This window comes from Runella sp. (genome assembly GCF_027484545.1).
Taxonomy (GTDB): domain Bacteria; phylum Bacteroidota; class Bacteroidia; order Cytophagales; family Spirosomataceae; genus Runella.
On sequence record NZ_JAIXST010000169.1, the window covers coordinates 1 to 26,241 of the forward strand.

The 26,241-nt window shown below is 44.3% G+C and carries 22 protein-coding genes and 1 pseudogene; 20 read left to right on the forward strand and 3 right to left on the reverse strand.

The annotated features are described in order from the left end of the window. Positions 1-285: 285 nt before the first annotated feature. The 6 genes from Q0081_RS15855 to Q0081_RS15880 all read left to right on the forward strand — a co-directional run bounded on the left by Q0081_RS15855 (position 286) and on the right by Q0081_RS15880 (position 9,846). Positions 286-1,791, forward strand: coding sequence for a glycoside hydrolase family 32 protein (locus tag Q0081_RS15855; RefSeq protein ID WP_298355192.1), 1,506 nt, complete (start codon positions 286-288; stop codon positions 1,789-1,791). Between the two features lie 160 nt (positions 1,792-1,951). Then, positions 1,952-3,346: an aldehyde dehydrogenase family protein gene (locus tag Q0081_RS15860; protein WP_298355194.1), complete on the forward strand. Its 1,395-nt coding sequence runs from the start codon at positions 1,952-1,954 to the stop codon at positions 3,344-3,346. A gap of 140 nt (positions 3,347-3,486) precedes the next feature. Then, the gene (locus tag Q0081_RS15865; RefSeq protein WP_298355196.1) at positions 3,487-4,224 is read left to right on the forward strand and encodes a glutamine amidotransferase-related protein; all 738 of its coding nucleotides are present in this window, start codon (positions 3,487-3,489) and stop codon (positions 4,222-4,224) included. Continuing rightward, positions 4,221-4,811: a hypothetical protein gene (locus tag Q0081_RS15870; protein ID WP_298355197.1), complete on the forward strand. Its 591-nt coding sequence runs from the start codon at positions 4,221-4,223 to the stop codon at positions 4,809-4,811. The genes Q0081_RS15865 and Q0081_RS15870 overlap by 4 nt, the downstream gene beginning before the upstream one ends. Positions 4,812-5,022: 211 nt before the next feature. Beyond that, the gene (locus tag Q0081_RS15875; protein ID WP_298355199.1) at positions 5,023-8,235 is read left to right on the forward strand and encodes a DUF1553 domain-containing protein; all 3,213 of its coding nucleotides are present in this window, start codon (positions 5,023-5,025) and stop codon (positions 8,233-8,235) included. A gap of 96 nt (positions 8,236-8,331) precedes the next feature. Continuing rightward, positions 8,332-9,846, forward strand: coding sequence for a DUF1501 domain-containing protein (locus Q0081_RS15880; protein ID WP_298355309.1), 1,515 nt, complete (start codon positions 8,332-8,334; stop codon positions 9,844-9,846). A 24-nt stretch (positions 9,847-9,870) separates the two neighbouring features. Here Q0081_RS15880 and Q0081_RS15885 read toward each other — a convergent pair whose 3' ends face one another. Together Q0081_RS15885 and Q0081_RS15890 are read right to left on the reverse strand one after the other, a co-directional pair. Next, positions 9,871-10,008 carry a hypothetical protein gene (locus Q0081_RS15885; protein WP_298355201.1) on the reverse strand — a complete coding sequence of 46 codons (138 nt, stop codon included), beginning with the start codon at positions 10,006-10,008 and terminating at the stop codon, positions 9,871-9,873. Next, positions 9,992-10,453, reverse strand: coding sequence for a DUF6934 family protein (locus Q0081_RS15890; protein WP_409034071.1), 462 nt, complete (start codon positions 10,451-10,453; stop codon positions 9,992-9,994). The genes Q0081_RS15885 and Q0081_RS15890 overlap by 17 nt, the downstream gene beginning before the upstream one ends. A 111-nt stretch (positions 10,454-10,564) precedes the next feature. On the opposite strand from Q0081_RS15890, the gene Q0081_RS15895 reads away from it, so the two are divergent. The 11 genes and pseudogenes from Q0081_RS15895 (at position 10,565) to Q0081_RS15945 (ending at position 23,128) form a co-directional block, all read left to right on the forward strand. After that, positions 10,565-12,850: a DUF5703 domain-containing protein gene (locus tag Q0081_RS15895; protein WP_298355205.1), complete on the forward strand. Its 2,286-nt coding sequence runs from the start codon at positions 10,565-10,567 to the stop codon at positions 12,848-12,850. Between the two features lie 5 nt (positions 12,851-12,855). Beyond that, entirely contained in the window at positions 12,856-14,103 is a 1,248-nt protein-coding gene (locus tag Q0081_RS15900) for a S9 family peptidase (RefSeq protein WP_298355207.1), read from the forward strand. Between the two features lie 17 nt (positions 14,104-14,120). Then, on the forward strand, positions 14,121-14,951 hold the full coding sequence (locus Q0081_RS15905; protein ID WP_298355209.1) for an alpha/beta hydrolase family protein: 831 nt from the start codon (positions 14,121-14,123) through the stop codon (positions 14,949-14,951). A 4-nt stretch (positions 14,952-14,955) separates the two neighbouring features. Continuing rightward, the gene (locus Q0081_RS15910) at positions 14,956-15,969 is read left to right on the forward strand and encodes a polysaccharide deacetylase family protein (protein ID WP_298355211.1); all 1,014 of its coding nucleotides are present in this window, start codon (positions 14,956-14,958) and stop codon (positions 15,967-15,969) included. A gap of 47 nt (positions 15,970-16,016) precedes the next feature. Further along, the gene (locus Q0081_RS15915; protein ID WP_298355213.1) at positions 16,017-16,313 is read left to right on the forward strand and encodes an RNA polymerase sigma factor; all 297 of its coding nucleotides are present in this window, start codon (positions 16,017-16,019) and stop codon (positions 16,311-16,313) included. A gap of 30 nt (positions 16,314-16,343) precedes the next feature. Beyond that, a pseudogene (locus Q0081_RS15920) lies at positions 16,344-16,583 on the forward strand (sigma-70 family RNA polymerase sigma factor); the annotation flags it as partial. Positions 16,584-16,661: 78 nt separating this feature from the next. Continuing rightward, positions 16,662-16,901 (forward strand): hypothetical protein, encoded by a 240-nt coding sequence (locus Q0081_RS15925; protein WP_298355216.1) that lies wholly within the window; start codon positions 16,662-16,664, stop codon positions 16,899-16,901. After that, the gene (locus tag Q0081_RS15930) at positions 16,898-17,674 is read left to right on the forward strand and encodes a FecR family protein (RefSeq protein WP_298355218.1); all 777 of its coding nucleotides are present in this window, start codon (positions 16,898-16,900) and stop codon (positions 17,672-17,674) included. Before Q0081_RS15925 ends, Q0081_RS15930 begins: the two co-directional genes overlap by 4 nt. A gap of 136 nt (positions 17,675-17,810) precedes the next feature. Beyond that, positions 17,811-20,843, forward strand: coding sequence for a TonB-dependent receptor (locus Q0081_RS15935; RefSeq protein WP_298355219.1), 3,033 nt, complete (start codon positions 17,811-17,813; stop codon positions 20,841-20,843). A gap of 65 nt (positions 20,844-20,908) precedes the next feature. Beyond that, a complete protein-coding gene (locus tag Q0081_RS15940; protein WP_298355221.1) occupies positions 20,909-21,820 on the forward strand; it encodes an AEC family transporter in 912 nt (303 codons plus the stop codon). Then, on the forward strand, positions 21,821-23,128 hold the full coding sequence (locus Q0081_RS15945) for a cation:dicarboxylate symporter family transporter (protein ID WP_298355223.1): 1,308 nt from the start codon (positions 21,821-21,823) through the stop codon (positions 23,126-23,128). Here Q0081_RS15945 and Q0081_RS15950 read toward each other — a convergent pair. Next, positions 23,125-23,583, reverse strand: a complete 459-nt coding sequence (locus tag Q0081_RS15950; protein ID WP_298355225.1) for a GNAT family N-acetyltransferase — start codon at positions 23,581-23,583, stop codon at positions 23,125-23,127. The two genes, Q0081_RS15945 and Q0081_RS15950, sit on opposite strands and share 4 nt — an antisense overlap. 63 nt (positions 23,584-23,646) lie before the next feature. On the opposite strand from Q0081_RS15950, the gene Q0081_RS15955 reads away from it, so the two are divergent. The 3 genes from Q0081_RS15955 to Q0081_RS15965 all read left to right on the forward strand — a co-directional run bounded on the left by Q0081_RS15955 (position 23,647) and on the right by Q0081_RS15965 (position 26,240). Then, positions 23,647-24,312, forward strand: a complete 666-nt coding sequence (locus tag Q0081_RS15955) for a TatD family hydrolase (RefSeq protein ID WP_298355227.1) — start codon at positions 23,647-23,649, stop codon at positions 24,310-24,312. A gap of 81 nt (positions 24,313-24,393) precedes the next feature. Beyond that, a complete protein-coding gene (locus tag Q0081_RS15960) occupies positions 24,394-25,200 on the forward strand; it encodes a tRNA threonylcarbamoyladenosine dehydratase (protein WP_298355229.1) in 807 nt (268 codons plus the stop codon). A gap of 20 nt (positions 25,201-25,220) precedes the next feature. Then, positions 25,221-26,240, forward strand: a complete 1,020-nt coding sequence (locus Q0081_RS15965; protein ID WP_298355231.1) for a GntR family transcriptional regulator — start codon at positions 25,221-25,223, stop codon at positions 26,238-26,240. Position 26,241: the final 1 nt, after the last annotated feature.

Below are 26,241 nucleotides of genomic sequence, written 5' to 3' on the forward strand. Positions count from 1 at the left end.
GCGTTGTCCCTGACTTCGACGTGAATCTGGTAAATCTTTGAAAAATTCATTTAGTGTCATATTCCATATAATATTTGGTCAAATGTAACAAAAAAATAGAACTTAACAGCCCTGCTGTACGGTAGGTATCTGAAGTACGTACTTTTCTGGCGCAAACGCACTCATTGACTGTTTAAAAATACTGATAAGTTAAGAAACCTTCGGAAACGAATGGCGGTAGTATTTTGCTACTGCCATTTTTATTAAAAATAACTACATTTGGCAACTTTCTAATGATACATACGAATGAAAAAAGGAACCCCGTCTTTGTTATTGCTGCTTTTCTCGGTGGTTTGTTGGGCACAAAATAAACCACAGGATTATCGACCTCAGTACCACTACACTGCTCCCAAAAATTGGGTCAATGACCCCAACGGAATGGTGTATCTGGACGGCGAATACCACTTGTTTTATCAATACAATCCTTTCGGTAATGTATGGGGACACATGAGCTGGGCCCATGCTGTGAGCAAAGACCTCAAAAATTGGGAAACACTCCCCGTGGCTTTGCCGGAATTTGACAATCCCGATGGAACTCAAACCATGATTTTTTCGGGCTGTGCGGTTATTGATAGCATGAATACCTCCAGATTTTTTGAAAAAGGCTTTAAAAAAGGAATGGTGGCCATTTTTACGTCCCATATTGAAGGAAAAGCCCAGCACCAAAGCATTGCCTACAGTGCCGACAAAGGCCGTACCTGGAAACGTTACGACAAAAACCCGGTGTTAGATTTGGGCATGAAGGACTTCCGTGACCCGAATGTGATTTGGTATCCCCAAAAACAGGTTTGGATTATGACCGTGGTGAAACCATTGGAATACATCGCCCAATTTTATGAATCCAAAGATCTGAAAAAATGGACGTTGTTGAGTGAATTTGGGAAGCAGGGCGATATGACCAAGATTTGGGAATGTCCGTCGCTGACTAAAGTGCCCGTTGCCGGCTCAAAAGAGACCAAGTGGGTTTTGATGATTTCGAGCGGCCACCGTCAAAAGAATTATTTGGCGATGCAGTACTTTGTAGGCGATTTTGACGGGAAAACCTTCACTTCTCAAAAACAGAACGAAATATTGTACGTAGACGAAGGCAAAGATTTTTACGCGGCCATTCCGTTCAACAACTTACCCAAATCACAAACGAAACCCATTATCATTGGCTGGGTGAACGATTGGGAATATGCCCGCGAAATCCCTACGGGTGATACATGGCGCGGCGGCTTTTCAGTGGCGCGCGAGTTATCCTTGAAAAAGACAGCAGATGGACTGCGGCTCGTTCAGTTGCCCGTTTCTTCATTTAAAAATGGACAAAAAGAAGCATTCAGTGTTAAAAACAAAACTATTGAAGGGAATTATACCGTACCGTTCAAAGGCGAAGTGTTTGATTTAACAGTAGAAATTCAGCCGCAACAAGCCAAAACGGTTACGTTCAATGTATTCCAAAGCAAGGATGAAGCGACCGTCATTCGCTACGATGTGGCTGCGCAGGAATTGTCGCTCGATCGTACGCATTCGGGACAGGTGAATTTTCACCCACGGTTTTCAAGTGTGGAACGCGTAAAAGTGCCTTTAAAAGACGGCAAGCTTAAAATCAGGCTGTTGGCCGATAAGTCAATCCTTGAACTGTATGCCCAAGATGGTGAGTCAGTCATGACCGACTGGGTTTTCCCGACGCAACACGAGGGAGGAATCAGCTTGACTTCGGAGGGGGGAAAGGCAAAATTGAACAGTCTAACTATTCATACCCTTCATTAAGAAAATTGAATCCACGGCTATCCTGCTATCAACTGCATTTCAAGTTGGTAGCAGGATATTTTTTTAGGAAGTCTTTGCCGGAATAGTATCATTTGGCAAAGGGAAAGTAAATTATTTTAAAAATTAGCCGTAATTTTCGGCTTTACTTTTTCCCGCACAAATGAAAACCTTCCAAGTCATTTCTCCCGTTGGCGGCTCAGTCTATCTTGAGCGCGAATACATCACTGCGAATCAAATTGAAGTTACTCTGGCAAAAGCCAAAACTGCTCAAAAAGCTTGGAAAAACGTTCCTTTGGCTGAACGAATTGCTATTTGCGAAAGAGCGGTTGACTATTTTTTAACCCATGCCGATGCCATTGGCGAAGAACTCACGTGGCAAATGGGGCGCCCGATTGCGTATACACCCAACGAAATTCGCCGTGGATTTCAGGAGCGCGCTCGCTACATGATGCAGGCAGCCAACGGAGCGTTGGCCGATGTTTCGGTATCGGAAAAGGAAGGATTTCAACGCTTTATTCGTCGCGAAGCGTTGGGCACGGTGTTCGTAGTAGCTCCCTGGAATTATCCTTATTTGACATCCGTGAACGTCGTTATTCCGGCATTATTGGCGGGTAATGTCGTTATCTTAAAACACGCTCAACAAACACCTCTTTGCGCAGAACGTTACGCCGAAGCCTTCAAGGCGGCGGGTTTGCCCGAAGGTGTATTCCAATATGTCCATACCACACACGACTACGTAGCTCGCATTATCGCAGATTCCCGCGTTGATTTTGTAGCTTTTACGGGTTCCGTTTCGGGCGGACATGCTGTACAACGAGCTGCTTCCGAGCGTTTTATGGCAACGGGGCTGGAGTTGGGTGGAAAAGACCCGGCTTACGTACGTGCAGATGCGCCTTTGGCCTTTTCGATTGAAAATCTGGTAGATGGAGCGTTGTTCAATTCGGGGCAATCGTGCTGCAGGATTGAGCGCATTTACGTTCATGAAAAAGTCTATGATGATTTTGTACAGGGGGCTGTAGCCCTTGTGAATCAATATGTTTTGGGAAATCCCTTGGATGCCGGGGTTCATCTCGGGCCCATGGTTCGTACTTCGGCGGCGGAGTTTGTGCGGGCTCAAATTCGCGAAGCCGTCAGCCAAGGAGCCGATGCGTTGATTGACCCGTCGCTGTTTTCGTTTAACCAAATAGGAACCCCTTATTTGGCACCGCAATTGCTGGTCAATGTCAATCATTCGATGCGTATTATGAATGAAGAAACCTTCGGCCCGGCCGTGGGCATTATGAAAGTAAGCAGCGACGAAGAGGCGATTCAACTCATGAACGACAGCGACTACGGTCTCACAGCTTCTGTTTGGACAAGCGATGCCGACGCTGCTCTAAACATCGGAAACCAAATCGAAACGGGAACGTGGTTTATGAATCGCTGCGATTACCTCGACCCCGAACTCGCCTGGACGGGCGTCAAAGATTCCGGTCGTGGCTGTACCCTATCGGCATTAGGTTACGAAGCATTAACAAGACCCAAATCGTTTCATTTGCGGGTTTCGGGTTTTTGATAGATAGAAAAAGCGAAGCGAGCCAAAGCAATTTTAAAACAAAAAACCTGATTTGTCACTCTGAAAGAGTCTAATCGAGGTTGTTTTATATATCTCGAAGACAGACAATCAATGTGACAAATTAGGAAAGTAACATATTTATGAAAATCGGTCTTTTAGAGTGTGACCATGTACGGGAAGAATTCCGTTCAATTGCGGGCGATTACCGTGATATGTTCCCTGCCTTGTTTCGGCCACTTGCTCCGGAGTGGGAGTTTGTATTTTACGACGTTGTGAATGGCCATTTTCCAGCCTCGGCAGCCGAATGTGATGCCTATATTTGCACTGGTTCTAAAAGTTCTGTCTACGACGAGGAACCTTGGATTCATACCTTAAAAGCATTGGTTCAACAAATCTATCACCAACAAAAAATCTTCCTCGGCGTATGCTTTGGGCATCAAATGCTGGGAAAAGCGTTGGGCGGGAAAGTTCAAAAATCAGCCGCCGGATGGTGCGTGGGGATTCATACGTTTACAGTAAGTCAACAACTCGCTTGGATGCAGCCATGGCAGGAAAACGTTAATTTGTTGATGATGTGTCAGGATCAAGTACAGCAATTACCGCCCGACGGCGTTGTATTGGCTTCTTCCGCTGACTGTCCTGTGGCGATGTTTCGGGTAGGGGAGCGGATGTTGGGGGTGCAGGCGCATCCTGAATTTCCGGTTCCTTACGAAGAAGCCCTCATGCGCTCACGCGTAGAGCGGATCGGCGCTGAAAAAACAACACTGGGATTGGAAAGCCTTTCGCAACCACTGCACAGTACGCTGATGGCAACATGGATGGTTGAGTTTGTAAAATTGGCAAAAAGCCACTTACTTGACAAAAAATTAAACAAATGATAGTTGCCCAATTTCAGGTAAGTGAGTTAGCAGGATTTCTTAAATACGGTATTTCGGGCCTCAGTGCCATTGCATTTATATTGTCTTTTTACCTGCTCAGTCGCGAAAGCAGCCGTCCAAAACCACGGGCTGAGATGCTCCGCTCCATCCGAATGTTTATGGGGCTTACGCTGATTTTGGGAGTAGTATCCGGAGTAGCAGGGATTATAAACCCTACCGACCCCGAACCTGAAAAGAAGAAAACTTTGCCTAAAAAATCGTCTTTGGTAAAGAAAATAGTGGCTCCGCGTAAAATTTGGTCGATTGAAGTTTACTACGATGCAGGAGCCGAGCCGTTGGCCCAACAAATCGCCGATGAATTACAGGCCTATAAAGATTATGATGTCCAAACGACGGTGTTAACAAGCTCCCGAAAAAAGGAATTGAAAATCACCCGAAGTCAAATTCGCTACGAATTGCTTGAAAAGGACCCCGCCTCGCAGCTTCAAAAGCGAGTAGCCAAAGTACTCCCGCAGGACGTAATTCTGACCCTCAAACAAATTACTACTTCTTCGCCTGATTACATCAGTGTGTTTGTGTGTGATTAGTGAAGTTGGGGGTGAGAATATTTGGAAATGGCAAAAGATTAAACATCAGCAATGGCAGGCAAGAAAATCTTCATAACATAGTTATTAAGAAAAATTGAGATAGCAAAGAAATTGATGGGTTTCCAGATATGGGCAAATAAGCGTGTTAGATTTTTACGCTTATTTGCTTTGTAATGAACGTACTTGTTAGGCGTTTTTAATATTAAATCCCATGCTGCGTTTTCATTATTTGCTTTTCTGGTTTGCATGTTTGGCGATGGTTGGATGCTCGCCGGAGCTTCCGGAAGAGATCGCGGCGGCATACAAACAATTGCCCGACGAATTGGATTACAATCTGCACGTCAAACCCATTTTGGCCGATAAATGCTTTGCCTGTCACGGGCCCGACAAAGCCAAACAAAAGGCGGGTTTGCGGCTCGATATTGCCGAGTTTGCGTTTGCCAGCCTTCCCAAACATTCCGATAAAGTGGCCATTGACCCGGGCGATTTGAAAGACAGTGAGATGTTTCACCGCATTCTTTCCTCTGACCCTGACTACATGATGCCCACCCCGAATTCTCACCTAAGCCTGACTGCTCAGGAAAAGGCGGTTTTGGTGAAATGGATAGAAGACGGTGCCGAATACAAGCCACATTGGGCGTTTGTGGCTCCTGAAAAATCCGACGTTCCAGATGTGAAAAACGAGGATTGGGTCATTAATCCGATTGACAATTTTATTCTCAAAAAACTCGAAGAGGAAAAACTGAAACCCGCAAAGTTGGCAGACAAAGAAACGTTACTTCGTCGATTGTCACTGGATTTGACGGGTTTACCACCTACGTTGCCCGAAATTGACGCGTTTCTGAAAGATAATTCGCCCAAGGCTTACGAAAAACAAGTAGATCGTTTGCTCAATTCGCCGCATTATGGTGAGAAAATGACAGTTGACTGGCTTGATTTGGCGCGTTTTGCCGATTCTCACGGCTATACGGTGGACCGTCTGCGCGATATGTCACCCTACCGCGATTGGGTCATTGGCGCGTTCAACAAAAATATGCCGTATGACAAATTTGTTCATTGGCAGTTGGCAGGCGACTTGATGCCAAAGGCTAATAAAGACATGCTGATTGCTACTGCCTTCAACCGCAATCACCAGCAAAATCTGGAGGGTGGTATCATCGAAGAAGAGTTTCAAACGGAATACGTAATAGACCGTACCAATACGTTTGGTGATGCATTTTTGGGACTTTCGGTGGGCTGCGCCAAATGCCACGACCACAAATACGATCCTATTTCGCAGAAGAATTATTACGAGTTGTTCAGTTTTTTTAATAACGTAAAAGAAGCTGGACAGATTTCCTGGGACGATGCCATGCCTTCACCTACATTGCTGTTGCCCACGCCTCAGCAGGAAAAAATACAGCAATTTATTACGACCCAAATCAAACGGCAGGAAGCAGTTATTGCCCAAGCAAAAACAAATTCAGTGGGAAATTTTGGAAAGTGGTTGGCTGCCAACGGTCACCAACAATTGGCTAACCAACCAATTCCGCAAACGGGATTAGTCGCGCATTTTGGGTTTGAAAACGACCTGAAAAATAGCCTTAAGCCTACTCAATCAGGTCGAATGCTTCGTGAATCCGGAGAAGAGCCTGCCGCGTTTGCCGACCGAGGTACGGGTAAAGCATTGGCGCTCAACGGTGATGTGTGGCTGGATTTGGATTGTGTGGGTGCCTATCGAAAATCGCAACCGTTCAGCGTGGGGATTTGGGTCAATATTCCGAAAAACTTGAAAGAAGGTGTCATTATTCATAAAAGTCAAGCGGAGCGGCTCTACAATTTCAGGGGTTGGCACTTGTATTTGAAAAACAATAAGTTTGAACTCAATATGGCGCACGTTGCGCCGTCAAATGCCATTACACGCGTATCGAAGCAATCGGTTGCGCGTGATAAATGGATTCAGTTGACCATCACCTACGATGGATCTTCCCGAGCGCAGGGATTTCGCCTGTTTCAGGACGGCAATGAGTTGGCAATCGAAACTACGATGGACCAACTTCAAAAAGATATTTTGTTTCGGTCGCGGGAGCAATCGGGTATACAGGTAGGCGGCTGGTGGCGCGGATGGGGCTTCACTTCCGGGAAAGTTGATGATATTACGTTTTACGACCGTGTGTTGACACCCTTTGAATTGAAACAATTGGCAAAAAAAACCAATTGGAACGCTATTGCGACTAAAAGTAAAGCACAACTTTTGGCGGTCGAATTGGCTGATTTGAAAGAATATTACCTGTCGGCCATGGAGCCGAGTGTGCTCGTGGCGAGTCAGAAACTGCAGCAATTGCGGGCATCTTTGGCCGATTCAACTGAGAAGGTCAAAGAATTGATGGTGATGCAGGAAATGCCGAAACCGAAAAAAGCCCACGTACTTCTGCGCGGCAATTACGATGCTTTTGGCGAAGAAGTGTTTCCCAATACACCTGAGTCCATTTTAGCTTTTCCCGAAGATTTACCCAAAAACCGCTACGGATTAGCCCAGTGGCTGACGCACGAAGACCATCCTCTGACGTCGCGGGTAACGGTGAATCGTTTATGGCAAAATTTCTTTGGAACGGGTTTAGTCAAAACCACCGAAGATTTTGGAAATCAGGGAGAACTGCCAAGCCATTTGGCTTTGTTGGATTATCTGGCAGTTACGTTCAGAGAAAGCGGATGGAATGTAAAAAAGTTAAACAAACTCATCGTGATGTCGGCAACGTACCGCCAGGCTTCCCAAACCACCAAAGAGGCTCGTGAAAAAGACCCCGAAAATCGTTGGTTATCGCACGGACCTTCTTACCGCTTGACTGCTGAAATGATTCGCGACAATGCGCTTGTCGCGAGTGGTTTGTTAAATCCAACAATAGGCGGAGCAAGTGTAAAGTCTTATCAGCCCGAAGATTTATGGAAAATCAACAGTGCCAATTACGTGCGTGATTCGGGTGATGCCGTGTACCGACGAAGTTTGTATATTTTGGCTAAACGGGCCGTTCCCAATCCTACGCTTTCGACTTTCGATGCTACGTCGCGGAGTTTTTGCGTAGTGCGTCGTCAAAAAACCAATACGCCGTTGCAAGCCTTAGTCACGCTCAATGACCCGACGTTTGTGGAAGCTGCCAAAGTAATGGGCGAACAAATGGCGAGAATACCCAATACCCAACAGGCGATTGTAACCGGTTACCGAAAACTGACCGGGCGTCGACCTTCGGCAAAAGAAGTGGAGTTGCTGGTTGGTTTACAGCAATCGCAATGGAAGAAATTTAAAGAAAATCCGTTGAAAGCGAACGGTTGGTTAACTGCCGGGCAATACGTAGCGGATGCGAAATTGGATGCCTCACTCGTAGCGGCCAATGCCGTGGTAGCGAGTACGATACTGAATTCAGATGCAAGTTTAACGAAGAGATAAAAACCCCACCCCTCCCCCTCCCCAATTTAGGGAGGGGTGAAAACTCCCTTCCCCCACTTGGGGGAAGGGTTGGGGATGGGGGCAAACAATACCACCATGTCACATCATCACGACGACGACTTTAGACTACATACGCCTGATTTTCAGGGGTTGAACAAACAACTCGACCGGCGGCATTTCCTGACCAAAACCTCGTTGGGGTTGGGGGCGTTGGCGGTAGGGTCACTCTTTGGGGCGAAACATCTTTTCGGGGCTTCACCCAAAGTAGCGGAAGAAAGTTCGGCCAATTTTGAAGAAGAGATTTTGAAGGCATTGCCCCATATTGCTCCCAAGGCCAAACGGGTAGTGTATCTGTTCATGGCGGGTGGGCCGTCGCAATTTGAGACCTTTGATTACAAACCCAAACTCTACGAAATGGCAGGGCAAAACCTGCCCGATTCGGTCAGAAAAGGACAACGGTTGACGGGAATGAGCGCCAATCAAAGTGCCTTACCCGTCGTGCCATCCATTTATAAATTTAACCAACACGGCAAAAATCAAACGTGGATCAGTGAATTGTTGCCTTATACGGCGCAGGTGATTGACGAGTTATGTTTGGTAAAATCCATTCATTCCGAGGCGATTAACCACGACCCGGCCATTACTTTTTTCCAAACGGGAAATCAACTCCCGGGCCGTCCTTCGATTGGTTCGTGGGTGAGTTATGGGTTGGGCTCCGACAATCACAATTTGCCGACGTTCATTGTCCTGGTTTCCAAAAATGCTCCCAAAGACCAGCCATTGTATGCGCGGTTGTGGGGCAATGGTTTTTTGCCTTCCAAACATCAGGGCGTCCAATTTCGGTCGGGAAAAGATCCTGTGTTATTTCTCAACAATCCCGAAGGGTACGAAGGCAAGGACCGGAAAGAAATGTTAGATTATTTGACTAAACTCAATCAACTTCAAAACGAGGCCTACGGTGACCCCGAAGTGGATGCCCGAATTGCGCAGTACGAAATGGCGTATCGAATGCAGACATCGGTGCCTGAAGTGATGGATTTGTCGGGAGAATCGGAGGAAGTTTTTCAATTGTACGGTCCCGATAGCCGAGATTCAGGTTCGTATGCCGCCAATTGTATTTTAGCGCGAAAATTGCTCGAAAAAGACGTCAAATTTGTTCAGTTGTATCACCAGGGTTGGGACCAACACAACGATTTACCCATAGCAATTACCAACCAATGCAAGCAAGTTGATCAGGCTACGGCAGCGCTGATTATTGACCTCAAACGTCGCGGAATGTTAGATGATACATTGGTGATTTGGGGCGGAGAATTTGGGCGGACAGTGTATTCACAAGGCAAACTTTCGGCGGATAATTACGGTCGCGATCATCATCCGAGATGTTTCACGATGTGGATGGCCGGGGCAGGAGTAAAGCCCGGTATCAGTTACGGCGAAACGGATGATTTTAGTTACAACATCATCAAAGACCCCGTCCATGTTCACGACTTTCACGCCACGATTATGCACTTGTTAGGCGTTGATCACGAACGACTTACCTATAAATTTCAAGGACGGCGTTTTCGTTTGACGGATGTACACGGGAAGTTGGTGAAGGGGATTTTGGCGTAAATCCTTTTCCACTCACTCAAAAGTTTAGGCCATTTTTTCTGGCCATTTTACATTTTTCAGATAGGCTCGCGCTTCGTCATTTTTTGCTTTTAGCGCTGCATCCAAGGTGTCATATTTTTTTACCTCGCGTGCTTTTTTGACTATTTTAATGCCTTTTTCCATAATTATTCTTTTTCTCAATCAAAAATGCTTCGTAAGCTTTACCTACTTCAAAAATTTCTGGCAAGTTATTGATAAAACCAAAAATAACGTATTCCCGTTTAAAATCCTTGTGAAATTTCGCAATGATAATACGGTAAAGCCGTGTTCGAGAAGGAGTACTGCCTTTGAAGAATACTTTTGCTCCTTCAAATTCCATGAAAAATACGCCTAATGTTTCTACTACGGTAGCTAAAACCTTTTCCATATCTTGATTATTGCTTACCGCCAAGTCACTTAGTTGACCGTTTTCGTCTTTATCAACCAACGACAAGTTGAAGATAAATTGCGTATCATCTATAAGTTCATAGGCAATCACTTTATGGATTAAATTACTTTCGCTGACACTATCAAATTCAAATAGCAGTTCGCGTTTGATTTTTCTGAATGAATAACTCGGTTGGTCTATGCGTTAAATATAAACACTGCTGCAATAATCTCAAACAGTTATTTCTGCGCCAAAATTTACCGGTAACAATGAAAAGGTGTGTACTTTTATAATCAATTGAAAATCTATTAAATGAAAAGCTTACTTCTTTTCCTGTTCTCTTTTTGTTGTCTTCAATTCGCCTTTGCCCAACCCCAAAAGCTCTCTAACTACAACGTCGTCTGGACTTCTCAGAGCAAAAATTCTTCGGAATCCATGCCGTGCGGCGGGGGAGATATTGGCCTGAATGTGTCGGTGGAAAAGGACGAAGTGCTGTTTTATTTATCCAAAAGCGGCACGTTTGATGAGAATAATGCGATGCTCAAGTTGGGGCGCGTTCGATTGAAATTGTCTCCGAATCCGTTTACAGATGTCCCTTTTAAGCAGGAACTTCGATTGCAGGAAGGTGGTGTAAGAATAACCAGTGGTACTACCCAAATCAATCTGTGGGTGGATGTGTTTCGCCCTGTGGTTCACGTAGATATACAAAGTGTCAAACCCGTTAAAATCGCAGCAACGTATGAGTCTTGGCGAGCTGAGGATCTATTGGTGCAAGGCACTGCATTGCGAGAAAATTCCTACAAAGTAGCCCAAAAATTCGAGGTCAAAACGTATAATGATGAAATCGGTTTTAACGATGATGAAGTGCTTTTTTATCATCGAAATCGCAACGATGTAGAAAACGTGTTTGACTACACCGTGCGGATGGAAGGCATGGATTCCGTAAAGAATCAACTCTTTGACCCACTGAAAAACAATACGTTTGGTGGAGCAATGAAGGGTGAAAATATGAAGCCGGCAGGGATAACTTCGGGTCAATATGCCGATACGGAATTTAAAGCGTGGGCGTTGGAAACGACTAAATCGGTTCGTTCGCAACACATTGAAATTGCTCTGCATTCAGCGCAAACCAACACGTTGGAGGAATGGAAATCGCCCTTAAAAACAATCCAAAAAGAAGCCGCGCAAAACCCAAAGGCAGATTTAGCGAAAACCCGTGAATGGTGGCAACAATTTTGGAATCGAAGTTATATTTTCATTGAGGGAAAAGACAGCACGATTTCGCGCAATTACCAACTCTTTCGCTATCAATTGGGTTGTAATGCGTATGGAAAATGGCCGACCAAATTTAACGGCGGCTTATTCACATTTGACCCGAGTTTTGTGGATAAAAAATACAATCACACCCCTGATTTTCGATTGTGGGGAGGTGGGACGATGACGGCTCAAAATCAACGTTTGGTGTATTTTCCGATGTTCAAAAGTGGAGATTTTGACCTATTGAAACCGCAATTTGACTTTTATCTGCGTTCGCAACGCAATGCCGAACTCCGTTCCAAAGTGTACTGGAATCATGATGGAGCCTGTTTTACGGAACAAATCGAAAATTTTGGTTTACCCAACGTGTTTGAATATGGCCTGAAACGTCCGGAAGGCTATGATCCGGGCATGGAATACAACGCATGGCTTGAATATCAGTGGGAAACCGTGTTTGAGTTTTGCTTGATGATGCTCGAAACCGAGCGCTACAAAGGTCGAAATATCAAGGAATACGTGCCTTTCATCGAAAGTTGTCTTACTTTTTTCGATGAACATTATCAATTGTTAGCTAAAAAACGCGGCACAAAACCATTTGATGAAAAAGGAAACTACGTTTTTTACCCCAGTTCAGCCGGTGAAACCTTCAAAATGACCTACAATTCGGCTACGTTGATTGCGGCCCTGAAAGTGATTCTAACACGAATGTTAGAGCTACCCGATGCGTATTTGGAAGCCAAACAACGGGAACGATGGACAACGATGCTTAAACGAATTCCACCTTTGCCATTTCAGGAGTTTGACGGACATAAAACCTTAGCACCTGCCGTGGCCTGGGCACGAGTCCAAAATACAGAAACGCCGCAGTTGTATCCTGTTTTTCCGTGGGGAATTTACGGTGTAGGAAAACTTGATTTGGATGTTGCCGTCAATACTTACAAATATGACCCGCACGCGGTTCAGTTTAAAAGCCATGTTGGGTGGCGGCAGTACAGCATCTTTGCCGCTCGTTTGGGTTTGACTGAAGAAGCCGCCGAATTAACTCGCCTCAAATTCAAGGATTCCAACCATCGTTTCCCCACTTTTTGGGGGCCGGGTTTTGATTGGACTCCCGACCATAATTGGGGCGGTTCCGCCATGATTGGTTTGCAGGAAATGCTGATGCAGGTAGATGGCAAAAAGATTTATCTGCTGCCCGCTTGGCCCAACGAGTGGAACGCAACATTTAAACTGCACGCTCCTTACAATACCACAGTAGAAGGGAATGTCAAAAACGGTAAAATGGAAGAGTTGAAAGTCACGCCGGCGTCGCGAACTGCGGATGTGATTTTGATGAAATAATGACTATGAAAAAAATGGTATTGTACGGCCTTTTGTGGCTTGTAAATAGCTATCTCCAAGCGCAAACTCCCTTGCCTGACCCCTTGTTGATGAACAACGGTCAACGGGTAAAAACGCTGGAACAATGGCATACGCAACGACGCAAAGAACTGCTGGAGTTGTTTGCCAACGAAATGTACGGACATTCGCCCAAGCGACCTGCCGAAATGCGTTTTGAGGTTTTTGAGGAGGATAAAAAAGCGTTGAACGGAAAAGCAACGCGTCGACAAGTAGCCGTTTATATTAATGGCAAATCGGATGGTCCGCGAATGGATTTGTTAATTTATATTCCAAACCATGTGAAAGGCCGCGTTCCTGCTATTTTAGGGCTGAATTTTTGGGGAAATCACGCCGTTCATCCCGACCCTAACATCAGAATTACGCAAAGTTGGATGGAATCCGGAAAGGGAAATCCGTACGCTAATCATTCGTGTGTGGTCAATCACCAAGCCACCGAAGCCTGTCGGGGAACCAATGCTAATCAATGGCCGATTGATTCCATTTTAGACCGAGGTTACGCGTTGGTGACGGCTTATCGTGAAGATATTGCTTCCGATGATGCCAAAACCGGGCTTCAAAAAGGGGTCCATACACTGTATCCTGAATTGCAAAACAAAGGCGATAATTTCGGGACTATCGCGGCTTGGGCGTGGGCACTGAGCCGAGCCATGGATTATTTGGAAACCGATAAAGCCATTGATGCCGAAAAAGTAGCGGTTTTTGGTTGGTCGCGTTTGGGGAAAGGGGCATTGTGGGCGGGTGCCACTGATGAACGTTTTGCGATGGTCATCAGCAACGAATCCGGAGCGGGTGGGGCCAAATTGTTTCATCGGGGCGTGGGCGAAAATATCCGCCGATTGTGTACCGTTTTTCCGCATTGGTATGCTGCCAATTTTAAAAAATACATGGATAAAGATACCCTGCTGCCCTTTGACCAGCATGAGGTGATTGCGCTCGTGGCACCGCGTCCCGTTTACATTGCAAGTGCGGTAGATGATAAAGGGGCTGACCCTGAAGGCGAATTTGCCGGAGCCAAAGCGGCCGAAGTCGTATATCGTTTTTTAGGAAAAGAAGGGTTGCCAACGGAAAAAATTCCAATACTCAATACTTCTGTTCAAGGCCAAATCGGCTATCATATTCGTTCGGGTGGACACGATGTGACCTTGTTTGATTGGCAACAATACCTGAACTTTGCGGATAAACATTTTAAATAGCTTCTTCTAAACCCTCTATGAGCCTTTACAGAAAATTACTGATTGTATGCTTGACCTGTTTGTTAAGCCAAGCCGCTTGGGCGGTAAAAATTGATACCGTGGAAACCTACAGTGCTTCCATGAAAAAAAGCATCAAGGCCGTAGTCATTACGCCCGATTCTTACGATGGAAACAAGGAGTTTCCGGTCGTTTATTTGTTGCATGGTTACAGCGACAGTTACAACGGATGGGTTAAAAAAGCGCCTTTCATGCGGGAAGCGGCCGATACGTATCAAACCATTATCGTGTGTCCCGACGGCGGTTTTTCGAGTTGGTACTGGGATAGTCCCGTTGACCCGACGATGCGCTATGAAACCTACGTTTCCAATGAATTGGTGGCATGGGTTGACAGTAAATACAAAACCATCAAAAGCCGCGCAGGAAGAGGAATTACTGGACTGAGCATGGGTGGACACGGAGCGTTGTATTTGGCACTCAAACACCAGGATGTATTCGGAACGGCTGGAAGTATGAGTGGCGGTGTGGATATTCGTCCATTTCCCAATAACTGGGAAATGGCCAAACGCTTGGGTAAGTATTCAGAAGCTCCCGAAAATTGGGAAAAGAACACGGTCATCAATATTCTGCACTTGTTGACACCCAATTCGTTAGCGTTAATTATTGATTGTGGCAGTGAAGACTTTTTCTATCGGGTCAATAACAATCTGCACGATAAACTGTCAGAACGCAATATTCCGCACGATTATATTTCCCGTCCTGGTGGACATAATTGGGTGTATTGGAACAGTGCCGTGAGTTACCAATTGCTGTTTATGAAGCAGTATTTTGATAAGCAGAAAAGCAAATAACGGCATGTCCATCAAACATTTTGTTCGCGACAGTTGGTTGACGGCTTCTTATTATACGGGTTTAAGTCAATTGTACAATGCTTTGGCAGGGCGAAAACGGGGTATTGTCTCGTATCATAACGTACTCCCTGTGAGTGAGTTGTTGTCGTACGATACCTACAATGTGGACGTAGCTGCGGCGGTGTTTGATAAGCAATTGACATTCCTGAAAAAACATTTCCGTGTGTTGCCCATTCAGGAATTGGAAAACCCAAAAGCGCAGGGAATCTTTTTGACCGTGGACGATGGAATGCTGAATAATTATGAAATCCTGGCTCCGATTTTGGCACAACATGATTTCTCTGCACTTTTTGCCATTTGCCCGGCCCTAATTGACGGAGAGATTCCGCATATTTGGCGCGACCATCTGTTTTTGTTACTACAACAGGCACAGGGACAAGATGTGCTTCTTCCCATCAATCAATACCAAAGATCTTTTAAAGTAACGGCAGACTTAGGAAATCTTAATTCGCTGACAAGGCAGCTTAAAAAGTATGTTTACGAAAATCAAGTGGCTGATATTTACGGACTTGTTCGCGAAATCTGTGAGAAAAATAAATGGCCTTATTCCCAAATTTCCCACGACCCGCTTCGCTATCAGTTTATGAATTGGGCACAAATTCAGGATTTAACAAAGCAAGGCCACCGCATTGCCTCGCATACCATGACGCATCGCGTTTTGAAGTTTTTGTCAGAGGAGGATAAACAATACGAGCTTTTGGAATCAAAAAAATGCCTTGAAAGTCAGCTGTCATTGTCTGTTGATATTTTAGTGTATCCTTACGGAAGTATGGCCGAGATTGATAATGCAACGGTAAGCGCCGCGCAGGAGGCGGGTTATAAAATGGCGTTGATGAATATTCAAGCTCCTTCACTCGCTTACTCAGCTCTCACCCAACCGCGTTTTGCATTTCCACCCATTACCGATACCGCTCATTTACACGCAATTGTGTCGGGGTATAAGTTTTTGTTTCGGTAGATTCTCCGAAAAATCGTACTTTTCCGTCGAATTTTTACAGTTGACCCATGCACTCGCTTTCTGACGAACAATTACTGCTCGAACTTCGTAGCGATAAGGCTGCATTGGCATTTCGTGCGTTGTATGAGCGTTTTGCGAAAAAGCTGTACAAACTGGCGTATCAGAAAACAACCTCAACCGAAACAGCCGAGGAAATTGTGCAAGAGGTGTTTGTGAGTTTGTGGGAAAAATGCGAGAGTTTATTGATTGGCAACGTCGAAAATTACTTACTGTCGGCAGTTCGTTATCAAGTCATCAATCACCTCCGAAACGTCATTTCACAGCGAAAATTTGTTGAACCATAAGAGCAAAATCAAGCATTCACGCAGGAAGCTGAACTTCCCATAACGGTTGAAGACCTTCAAAAAGCCCTCGAAAAATCTCTGCAAACATTGCCAGAAAAGACTCAACATGTATTTCGGATGAGTCGCTACGAATACCTCTCACACCGCGAAATAGCCCAACAACTCGACCTCACCGAAAAGTCGGTTGAATACCACATTACCCAAGCCCTGCGCCACCTTCGTACCCATCTTCGTGACTTTTTAGTATTGCTACTTTTAGGGTATTTGTAAATTTTCCAAGATTTTTTAAAATTCTTTTAGGGGTACGTCCCTTTTTCACGACCTTAGGTTTGAAAACAACTTACAAGAATGAGTAAGCAGTCTTTTGAGCATTTATTGGAGAAGTACCTTGCAGGAGAATGTACCCCTGCCGAAAAACGGTTGGTGGAGCAATGGTACGACCTAATGGGTAATGAAATGCAACCGCCTCAAAGTGAGGCTGATTGGAAAGTCGTAAAAGCCAAAATGTGGCTAAAGGTTCGGAAAGAAGCCAATATCACGGAGCCTACGGTGATTCCTTTTTTCAAAAATCTATTTTTCGTGCAGTGACAGCCGCCTGTGTGGTGGTAGCGGTAAGTGTAGCTTTCTGGGTGTATCAACAGACTCAATTACAAAAGGTTACTCAATTAACGGGCAAAGAATACAACGGACGAGTGGAGTGGGAGAATCAAACCCAAAGTGCAAAAACAGTACTGCTGTCAGACGGCAGTAAAGTTCAACTCCAACCCAAGGCGCGTCTGATTTCGCCCAAGACTTTTAACGATGATGTACGTGAGATTAAGCTGGAAGGAGATGCTTTTTTTGAGATAACTCACAATCCCCAAAAACCATTCTTGGTCAACGTCGGCAATGTCGTTACCAAAGTTTTAGGGACAAGTTTTTGGATACGGGCAACCGAAGATAAGCAAATAGGAGTTGGTGTGAAAACGGGCAAAGTTGCCGTATTTGAGAAAAAAATAGGAGGTAAAGAAAAAGATAATGGAGTGGTACTAACGCCCAATTTGAAGGTGACTTATTTTGCCGAACAACAGCATTTTGTGGCGGGATTGGTGGAAAAACCTGAAATTATTAAAGCCGCAGATGTTACTTCATTTGAGTTTGATTTTCAAAATACCTCCTTGATTAAAGTCGTTGAAACCTTGGAAAAAGCTTACGGCATTGAATTGTTTTTTGAGAATGAATTACTCAAAAACTGTACGCTAACAGGCAATTTGCAAGGAATGGAAATGTACGAAAAATTAGAAGCAATTTGCCAATCGTTGGGGGCATCGTACCAAGTGCAGGGTACGCGAATTGTTCTCAATGGTAAAGGTTGTCAGTAAGTTCCGTTTACAGTTTAAATAAAAAATCGGTTGTGCGGCCACACAACCGATTCGTAAAAATACCCGAACCTTCCGGTCAAGTTGCAGTTCGGGCAGTGATTTGTCTATTGTCTAAACAAAACCTTTAGTTAAACCTATGCAAAATTCTACAAATGTCAAACACGTTTTGACAAAAATCATGAAAGTATCTTTTACGCAGCTCATCTTGGTATTTTTAATGGTGGGAAATTCGCTGGCGCACAAAACCCACGGGCAGGATTTTTTGGAACGGAATGTCTCGCTCAAATTACAAGATAAAGTAATACACGAAGTTTTAGCGCAACTCGAAAAAACGGCCGAGGTGAAGTTTATTTACAGCCCCAAACTCATTCAAGCTGACCGAAAAGTAACGCTTGTAGCCCAAAATGAAAGGTTATCAGAAGTACTCAATCGGTTTTTTAATCCATTGAAAATCAGTTACAAAACTTTCAAAAATCAAATTGTGCTGAGTACCACTACCGACACGCCTGATGCTTCCCCAAAGCCCGAGCCGACGGTGGTAGTCGCGCCCGTCGAAGGCAAAGTAAAAGATAAAAGCGGAGCCTCAATGCCTGGCGTAAGTGTACAGGTAAAAGGCACAACCCGTGGGACAATTTCTGACCCCGAAGGCAATTTTAAACTCAATGCCGATACAGGCGAAATCCTCGTTTTTTCGTTTGTGGGCTACCAAGCCAAAGAAGTACGCATCGAAAACCTAAGTCAAGCGCTTAATATCACACTTAGCGAAAGCGCTTCGGCTTTGAATGAAGTAGTGGTAATAGGCTCGCGTGGCGTACCTCGCACCGACGTAGAACGACCTGTTCCTGTGGATGTTATCAGTGCCAAAGAACTCCAAGGTACTGGCCAAGTAGAATTGGCACAAATGGTACAATTTAATTCACCCTCGTTCAATTCGGCCAAAACGGGTATCAATGGCGTAGCCAATTATGCCGATCCAGCTACTCTACGTGGGCTATCGCCCGACCAAATGTTGGTGTTGGTAGATGGCAAACGTCGCCACCAATTTTCGGGTTTGAACCTGAACGTGACAGTAGGTTTAGGAACAGTTGTCACTGACATGAATTCGATTCCGTCGCTTGCCATGGAGCGTATTGAGGTCTTGCGCGACGGGGCTGCCGCTCAGTATGGCTCAGATGCGATCGCAGGAATCGTCAATTTGGCTTTAAACAAAAGCGTAGGCAAAGGCACTTTCAAAACCCAGTATGGCGTAACTAAAATGGGTGACGGTGCTACGTATTTAGGAGCTTTCAATTACGGGTTTAAGTTGGGAAAAGAAAAAAGCTACCTCAATTTGTCGTTGCAGTACCAGCACGCCGATGCCACCGACCGCTCCGATTTTTATAATCCTCGTCCCGTAACTGGCGGTACTTACACAGGTATTTATTCCAATACCCAAGCCACCGACGAGGCCACCCGTGAAGCCCGAAAAGTGTGGCCTGCGTATGGAGCCTTCAAAGTAGGGCAGTACGGAAGCAACCAAACTTCGGCTTATCAGGGCTTTTACAACTTGGGCTATCCTTTGGCGAAGGGTTGGAACCTGTACAGTTTCGGTGGCGTATCGTTGAAAGACGTCAAAGCACTGGGCTTTTTTCGCGTAGCCACAGCTACTAACGCCAACTCAACACCCGAAATTTTCTCTGATGGATACACACCTCAATTGCCCGGAAAAACCCGCGACATCTCGACCGTAGTAGGATTGAGTCGCAAACTCAACGATGGTTGGAACTTAGATTTTAGCACAGGCTATGGTTACAACAATCTTGATTTGTGGGCTAAAAACACCACCAATCCTTCGATGGGAACGGCTTCACCCACTGACTTTTACGTAGGGCGTAGCGCATTTGGGCAAAGTACCACCGAAGCCAATATTAACCGCAATTTTAGGGGAGTAGCAGGTACGAAGTCGTTGAACGTGGCTTTGGGAGTACAATTCCGAATGGATCAATTCATTTTGGAAAAAGGCAGCCCCGAATCCTACCAAGTAGGGCCGCTGGCAACAACAAAAAGCAAAGCCCCCGGCTCAAGCGGTCGCTCTGGGATTGCACCCGAAGACGAAACCAATGCCAAGCGCACAAACTTGGGCATTTATGCCGACGTAGAAAGCGACATTACCGACCGTTTTTTGGTTGCAGCGGCGCTTCGCTACGAAAATTACAGTGATTTCGGAGGAAATGTTTCGGGAAAATTGGCTGCTCGTTTAAAACTGACCGAGAGCTTTTCACTTCGTGGTTCTATCAATAAAGGCTTTCGGGCGCCTTCTTTGGCGCAAACTTTTAATAGTGTCACGACTTCAACGGTACAAGCAGGGGCGATTATCCAGACCAAGCAATTACCTAACAACGACCCGCGTTTGGAAAAAATCGGCATTGAAAAACCAACCGCTGAGACTTCTTGGAACTACAATTTGGGCGTAACGGCCAAAGCTGGCGACCAGTTTTTGTTTACTTTGGATGCCTATCAAATTGACATCAAAGATCGTATTATTTTGGCCGAACGCATGATTGTGAGCCAAATTGAGGCATTGAAGCCATTATTTCCTGGTATAAGCGAGGTTCGATTTTTTACCAACCATGTCAATACGACCACCAAAGGTATAGACTTTGTAAGTACATTTAAGCATAGTTTTAACCGTAACAATCGCCTCAACGTAAGCTTGGCGTTAACGGTAAATCAAACCAAAATCACGGGTCAACGCGCAACACCAGATTTATTGCAAGCGGGAACAGCCAATAAGATTTTGGTAATTGATACGGTTAGTATTAGTTTGATAGAAACGGCCCAGCCACGTCAAAAAGCGCATTTGAATATTAGTTATCAAATGGGTAAGTTTAATTTCAATTGGCGTACCTCGTATTTCGGAGCAGTAACGGCTTGGGAAAAACCAACGGGGAAACCGCACATCACCCTGACTTTTGGCGCAAAAACCCTGCACGATATAGCAATTACCTTTGCTCCTTCACCTAAATTGAACTTTAGCTTGGGTAGCAACAACTTCACCAATGTGTATCCTGATCGAGTCGCGCTCAACTTTGCAGGTTATACCAACGGGCAAATACCGTATTCACGAAACGTGAATCAGTTTGGATTTAATGGGGCGTTCTATTATCTGAACGCAACGGTGAATTTTTAAAACTTACCCTTAACTTTCGGGAAGTTGATACTACTTGTATCAACTTCCCGAAAGCCAAATCATCTATGATCAACATCGTTTTTTTGCTCTTTTGCCTTACCCTTGGAATAGTTCTCAAAAAGGTTCCTGCATTGAGCAAAGACGCACATTTAGTCATTAACAACCTCCTTTTGTACGTTTGTTTGCCTGCGGCTACGTTGCTTTATACTTCGTCAACGCAGTTTAGTAAAGCCTATGCGTTACCAATATTAATGCCGTGGATTTCGTTCGGGGGGGCATTTCTGTTTTTTCAATTCTTGAAGAGATTTGTCAAATTTCATCCTCATAGTGAAGCTGTATTAATTCTGACATCGGGGATTCCAAGTGTATCGTTTGTGGGTTTTCCCATATTTGAGTTATTGTACGGTGAAGAAGGAATGCAAATTGGTGTTTTGATGAGTCAGGCAGGATCATTTTTGGTATGCAGTACGCTGGGGATTATTACGGCGTCATATTATGCCAATGCGCAGACCAAAAAATGGGCGTTTTTGCTTGATGTTCTTCGATTTCCTACGTTTATTGCCTTTTGTGTGGCTTTGGTTATCAATTTGTCGGGTTGGATTTTGCCGATAATGGCAACCGATTTATTGAGAAAACTGGCCGCTCCTTTTAGCTTCTTAGCGTTGATTTCGATTGGGATGCAGATAGATTTTCGAGACAAAAATATTAATTGGCGGGCCCTCGGTTGGGGATTGGGTTATAGACTGATTCTTGCCCCCGCTTTGGTATTTGTACTTTTCATGTTAGTTTTGAAACAAAGAGGAGTAGTAGCCGAAATGTGCGTGTTAGGGGCTGCGTTAGGACCCATGAACACCATTGCAATTATTGCGTCCAATTATCGCTTAAACCCAACCTTGGCCGCGCAAATGGTCGGAATTGGCATTCCGTTATCGCTTGTTGTTGTGGCTTTTCTAAACTTTATTATTCACCTGTTCTAAATGAAAAAACTCTTTACTAACCTCACCTTCTGGGTATTAACGGCCATTACGTTAGGCGTTTTATTAGGTCATTTTCGTCCCGATTTGGCTTTGATGAAAATCTTAGAAGAACCCATCAAAGGGCGATTTTTAGGTCAAGAATTGGAAATTGGCGCCACTTTCAGCGAAATGCTCGGTAAAACCTTTATCAGCGTCGTTAAACTCTTTATCAATCCCATTATTTTCTTGACCATTACTCTCGGCATTATTTCGATGGGGGATTTGAAAAAAGTGGGAAAAGTAGGAGCAAAAGCACTTTTGTATTTTGAAGTAGTTACTACTGTTGCTTTGATTGTCGGCATTATTGTGGCCAATATTATCCGCCCAGGCGATGGCGTAACCACCGATAACATCAAAGGCGGTGATATTTCCAAGTACACTAAAACAGCCGAAACCTTTAGCTGGTGGAAGTTTTTTATGGACAATTCTACCCTACAAGTGTTAGTGGTAGCGATTGTATTAGGGGTAGTTTTGAGCAATTATTCAGGTCGCCAAAAGGTAATTGATTTTCTCAGTCCGATTTCAAAAGCGATCTTCAAATCCCTGCACCGCGTCATGTTGCTGGCACCTATTGGGGCTTTTGGAGGAATGGCTTTTACCATTGGAAAGTACGGAATTAAAACTTTAGTACCGCTCGCCAAGTTGATGGCAACAGTATATGTCACTATGGGTATTTTTGTATGTGTAGTGCTTTGGTATATTTTGCGTACGGTCAAAGTGGATTTGTTTAAATTCCTGAAATACATCCGTGAAGAGTTGTTGATTGTATTAGGAACGTCCTCGTCGGAAGCCGCTTTGCCTTCTTTAATGGAAAAACTGGAGAAAATGGGTTGCTCCAAATCGGTAGTGGGGTTGGTTGTTCCTGCGGGTTATTCGTTTAATTTGGACGGTACTACCATTTACCTTTCTATGGCAGTGATTTTTTTGGCGCAGGTATTTAATGTGCATCTAGACATCAGCCAAATGTTGACCATTATCGGCATTTTGATGGTAACTTCCAAGGGAGCGGCGGGTGTGACAGGCAGCGGATTTATTGTACTGGCTTCTACCTTGACAGCACTCAAAGTCATCCCTGTGGAAGGGTTGGCTCTGCTGTTAGGCGTTGACCGCTTTATGTCGGAAGCGCGTGCCATCACTAATTTTATTGGAAATGCCGTGGCGACGGTTTGGTTGGCCAATCATGAAAAAGAGTTTGACCGCAACAAAATGAATTATGCTTTTGGGCACGTTGCAAAGTTTGAAAATATAGAAACTGATAATTTGAATTAAACTTCCCGTATCATAATCACGTGAGGAATGCCATCTTCGAGGTATTCTTCACGTGTTGATTGAAAACCAAAGGATTCATAAAACTTCAAAAGATACATTTGGGCACCGATTTTAATGGGTTGCTGGCTATAGAGTTTTTCACATTGTTTAATCGAATAGGCCATTAGTTTTTGACCTACCCCCTGTCCGCGTACTTTGTTTGAAGTAGCTACTCGCCCAATGGAAGTGTAACCTTCAAATGACAAGTTTACGTCAAAAAGGCGGGTATAAGCAACCAAATCTCCGTCTTCGTCGTACCCTAAACAATGCCATGCAATAAAGTCTTTGCCATCAGCATCGTGGAAAGGACAATTTTGCTCTACTATAAAAACATCAATTCTCAAAGCCAGTACGGCGTAAAGTTGGCGAAGCGAAAGACTGTCAAAAGGAAGGCACTGAAATGTGATGTTACTCATTTTAGGTTAAGTTTGATAACTTTGGCAAAGACTATGTGTCCCCGTTCTAAAAGTTTGGCAAAGTTGGCACAATTTTTCAATTTTCATACACATACGATTTCGCAGAATCCCAAGGAGAAAAGTATCTATAACCTCCTGATTCAGGATGCCGACGAGTTTGAGAATTTACAAAATAACTGGATTTCGGTAGGTATTCATCCGTGGTATACTGATGCAGAAAATTGGAAGGAACAATTGCAGATTGTTGAAAAAACGGCTGTCAATGAATGTGTATTGGCCATTGGAGAATGTGGCCTTGACCGCCTGATTGAGCTTCCCTTGGACAAGCAATTGATGATTTTTGAAGCACAGGTAGCAGTAGCGGAGCGCTTTCAGAAACCGGTCATTATTCATTGCGTACGGGCTTTTAGCGAACTTTTACAGTGGAAAAAGCAAAAAAAACAGACCGTTCCACTCATTGTCCACGGCTTTAACAATAAACCCGAAATGGCCCGACAGTTAGTAGCTCACGGTTTTTATTTTTCGTTGGGTACGGCGTTGCTCCAATCAAATTCAAATGCGGTGAAAGTGTTAAAAATGATTCCCGTTACACGATTGTTTTTAGAGACTGATGATAAAGATATGTCGATTGTAAAGGTGTACGAAGCGGCGGCACTTCATTTAGAAATGACGGTTTGTGCCTTAAAAAACCAAATTTGGACTAACTTTGCGACCGTATTTAAGCGGTAACGAGTAAAATTCAACAGTAGCTGAAGATAGAATCGGTCTGCCCTTATACTGAACCCATTGTAAACTTTACCCTTATTAAAAATGTCTGATTTGTCCTGGCTTTCCCGGACGCGCCTAATGATAGGTGACGAAGGGTTAGATAAACTTCAAAATGCCCATGTGCTGGTGGTAGGTTTGGGTGGAGTTGGCTCTTTTGCTGCCGAATTTATTGCTCGTTCCGGTGTGGGTACCATGACCATCGTAGATGGAGATGTCGTAGACCCCAGTAATCGCAATCGTCAATTACCTGCCCTTGCCACTACCCATGGCCAATCCAAAGCTAATTTGATGGCTGAGCGCCTTTTGGCTATTAACCCTGAGTTGAAATTGCAGGTAATCAAAGAGTTCTTAACTCCGGAAAAAGTTCGTGCTATTCTCGGTGCTGCCAAATACGATTATGTCATGGATTGCATCGACAGTATCACTCCCAAACTGACTTTGCTGGTGACCTCATTGGAATATAAATTTCCACTGATAAGCTCCATGGGTGCCGGTGGAAAATACGATCCAACCCAGTTGCGAGTAGCTGATTTGTTTGATACTTACGAGTGTCTGCTGGCACATTACGTACGCAAGCGACTAAAAAAATACGGCGTTGCTTCGGGGATAAAGGCTGTTTTTTCGACCGAAAAAGTACAGAAAGATTCATTGATGTTAACGGATGGTAATAATTTTAAACGCTCCGCTTACGGGACTGTTTCTTACCTCCCGGCTACCTTTGGAAGTGTTTGCGCTTCCGTAGTAATTCGTGAATTATTAGGGCAAAAGGTAGAATTGCATAAAAACCCGCTGAAAGAAATAAAGAAAAAACAACAGCAAAAGAAGAATAAGAAGGTGCAAAACAAGTAAATTTGAGGAAAGTAAGCTGTATGAGTTTTTTCCTAAATATAGACCACGACGCTAAAACGCCTAAATACAAGCAGATTGTAAAGTCGGTCATTGGCTCAATAGAACGGGGAATGTTGAAGCAACACGATCAACTTCCGTCTATTAATGAGCTGAGTGAAGATTATTATTTAGCCCGTGATACCGTTGAAAAAGCCTACAAAGAGCTTAAAGCTCTGGGGATTATTGATTCAGTACGGGGTAAGGGCTTCTATATTCTAAATGAAAAACCTACGCAGATTCGGGTTTTGCTGGTGATGAATAAATTAAGTGCTTACAAGAAAGCGATTTATGAATCATTTGTAGCTACCCTTGGCGACCGCGCCACCGTTACACTACAGATTCACCACGGCAGTCTTCGCATTTTTAGGGATATTATAAAAGAGAGTTTAGGGCATTTTCATTACTACGTCATTATGCCTCACTTTTATAATGATGTAATGGTTACTTCCATTACGACTACCTTACAGCAAATCCCCCCGAATGAATTGGTATTGTTAGACAAAGAAATCCCGGAACTTCCTGGAGCTCATTCGAGTGTTTATCAGGATTTTACTAATGATTTGTACGGGGCATTGGAATCCGGTCATGATTTGTTGGATAAATACCAAGAGTTAGTTTTGGTATTTCCGCGTGATGTCAAATATCCACCCGAAATTGTGCGTGGTTTTAGGAATTTTTGCGCACACTTCCATAAAAAAGGAAGAACCATCGAAAGTGCTTCCTCAGAAACTGACTTGAGAGGGCGTGCCTATGCCGTTTTGGAAGATTCAGATTTGGCAGAATTGGTTAAAAAGGCAAAACTGCAGGGATTGGAATTAGGTAAAGACGTAGGTGTCATGGCTTTCAATGACACTCCGCTTAAAGAAGTACTTGCTGATGGCATTACAGTGATTTCTACCGACCACGAACAAATGGGGAGCTCAGCGGCTACGCTGATTTTAGATGGAACCGTAGCCCAAATTAAAAACCCTTTTGGATTGATTCGACGAGGCTCGTTATAAA

What these genes read in the sequence shown, in the direction of transcription:
- Q0081_RS15870 (WP_298355197.1), top strand. Translation starts at nt 4,221, where the DNA reads ATGATAGTTGCCCAATTTCAGGTAAGTGAGTTAGCAGGATTTCTTAAA.
- Q0081_RS15880 (WP_298355309.1), top strand. Translation starts at nt 8,332, where the DNA reads ATGTCACATCATCACGACGACGACTTTAGACTACATACGCCTGATTTT.
- Q0081_RS15885 (WP_298355201.1), bottom strand. Translation starts at nt 10,008, where the DNA reads ATGGAAAAAGGCATTAAAATAGTCAAAAAAGCACGCGAGGTAAAAAAA.
- Q0081_RS15945 (WP_298355223.1), top strand. Translation starts at nt 21,821, where the DNA reads ATGAAAAAACTCTTTACTAACCTCACCTTCTGGGTATTAACGGCCATT.
- Q0081_RS15965 (WP_298355231.1), top strand. Translation starts at nt 25,221, where the DNA reads ATGAGTTTTTTCCTAAATATAGACCACGACGCTAAAACGCCTAAATAC.
- Q0081_RS15960 (WP_298355229.1), top strand. Translation starts at nt 24,394, where the DNA reads ATGTCTGATTTGTCCTGGCTTTCCCGGACGCGCCTAATGATAGGTGAC.
- Q0081_RS15860 (WP_298355194.1), top strand. Translation starts at nt 1,952, where the DNA reads ATGAAAACCTTCCAAGTCATTTCTCCCGTTGGCGGCTCAGTCTATCTT.
- Q0081_RS15855 (WP_298355192.1), top strand. Translation starts at nt 286, where the DNA reads ATGAAAAAAGGAACCCCGTCTTTGTTATTGCTGCTTTTCTCGGTGGTT.
- Q0081_RS15935 (WP_298355219.1), top strand. Translation starts at nt 17,811, where the DNA reads ATGCAAAATTCTACAAATGTCAAACACGTTTTGACAAAAATCATGAAA.
- Q0081_RS15940 (WP_298355221.1), top strand. Translation starts at nt 20,909, where the DNA reads ATGATCAACATCGTTTTTTTGCTCTTTTGCCTTACCCTTGGAATAGTT.
- Q0081_RS15910 (WP_298355211.1), top strand. Translation starts at nt 14,956, where the DNA reads ATGTCCATCAAACATTTTGTTCGCGACAGTTGGTTGACGGCTTCTTAT.
- Q0081_RS15865 (WP_298355196.1), top strand. Translation starts at nt 3,487, where the DNA reads ATGAAAATCGGTCTTTTAGAGTGTGACCATGTACGGGAAGAATTCCGT.
- Q0081_RS15915 (WP_298355213.1), top strand. Translation starts at nt 16,017, where the DNA reads ATGCACTCGCTTTCTGACGAACAATTACTGCTCGAACTTCGTAGCGAT.
- Q0081_RS15900 (WP_298355207.1), top strand. Translation starts at nt 12,856, where the DNA reads ATGAAAAAAATGGTATTGTACGGCCTTTTGTGGCTTGTAAATAGCTAT.
- Q0081_RS15925 (WP_298355216.1), top strand. Translation starts at nt 16,662, where the DNA reads ATGAGTAAGCAGTCTTTTGAGCATTTATTGGAGAAGTACCTTGCAGGA.
- Q0081_RS15895 (WP_298355205.1), top strand. Translation starts at nt 10,565, where the DNA reads ATGAAAAGCTTACTTCTTTTCCTGTTCTCTTTTTGTTGTCTTCAATTC.
- Q0081_RS15950 (WP_298355225.1), bottom strand. Translation starts at nt 23,583, where the DNA reads ATGAGTAACATCACATTTCAGTGCCTTCCTTTTGACAGTCTTTCGCTT.
- Q0081_RS15875 (WP_298355199.1), top strand. Translation starts at nt 5,023, where the DNA reads ATGCTGCGTTTTCATTATTTGCTTTTCTGGTTTGCATGTTTGGCGATG.
- Q0081_RS15905 (WP_298355209.1), top strand. Translation starts at nt 14,121, where the DNA reads ATGAGCCTTTACAGAAAATTACTGATTGTATGCTTGACCTGTTTGTTA.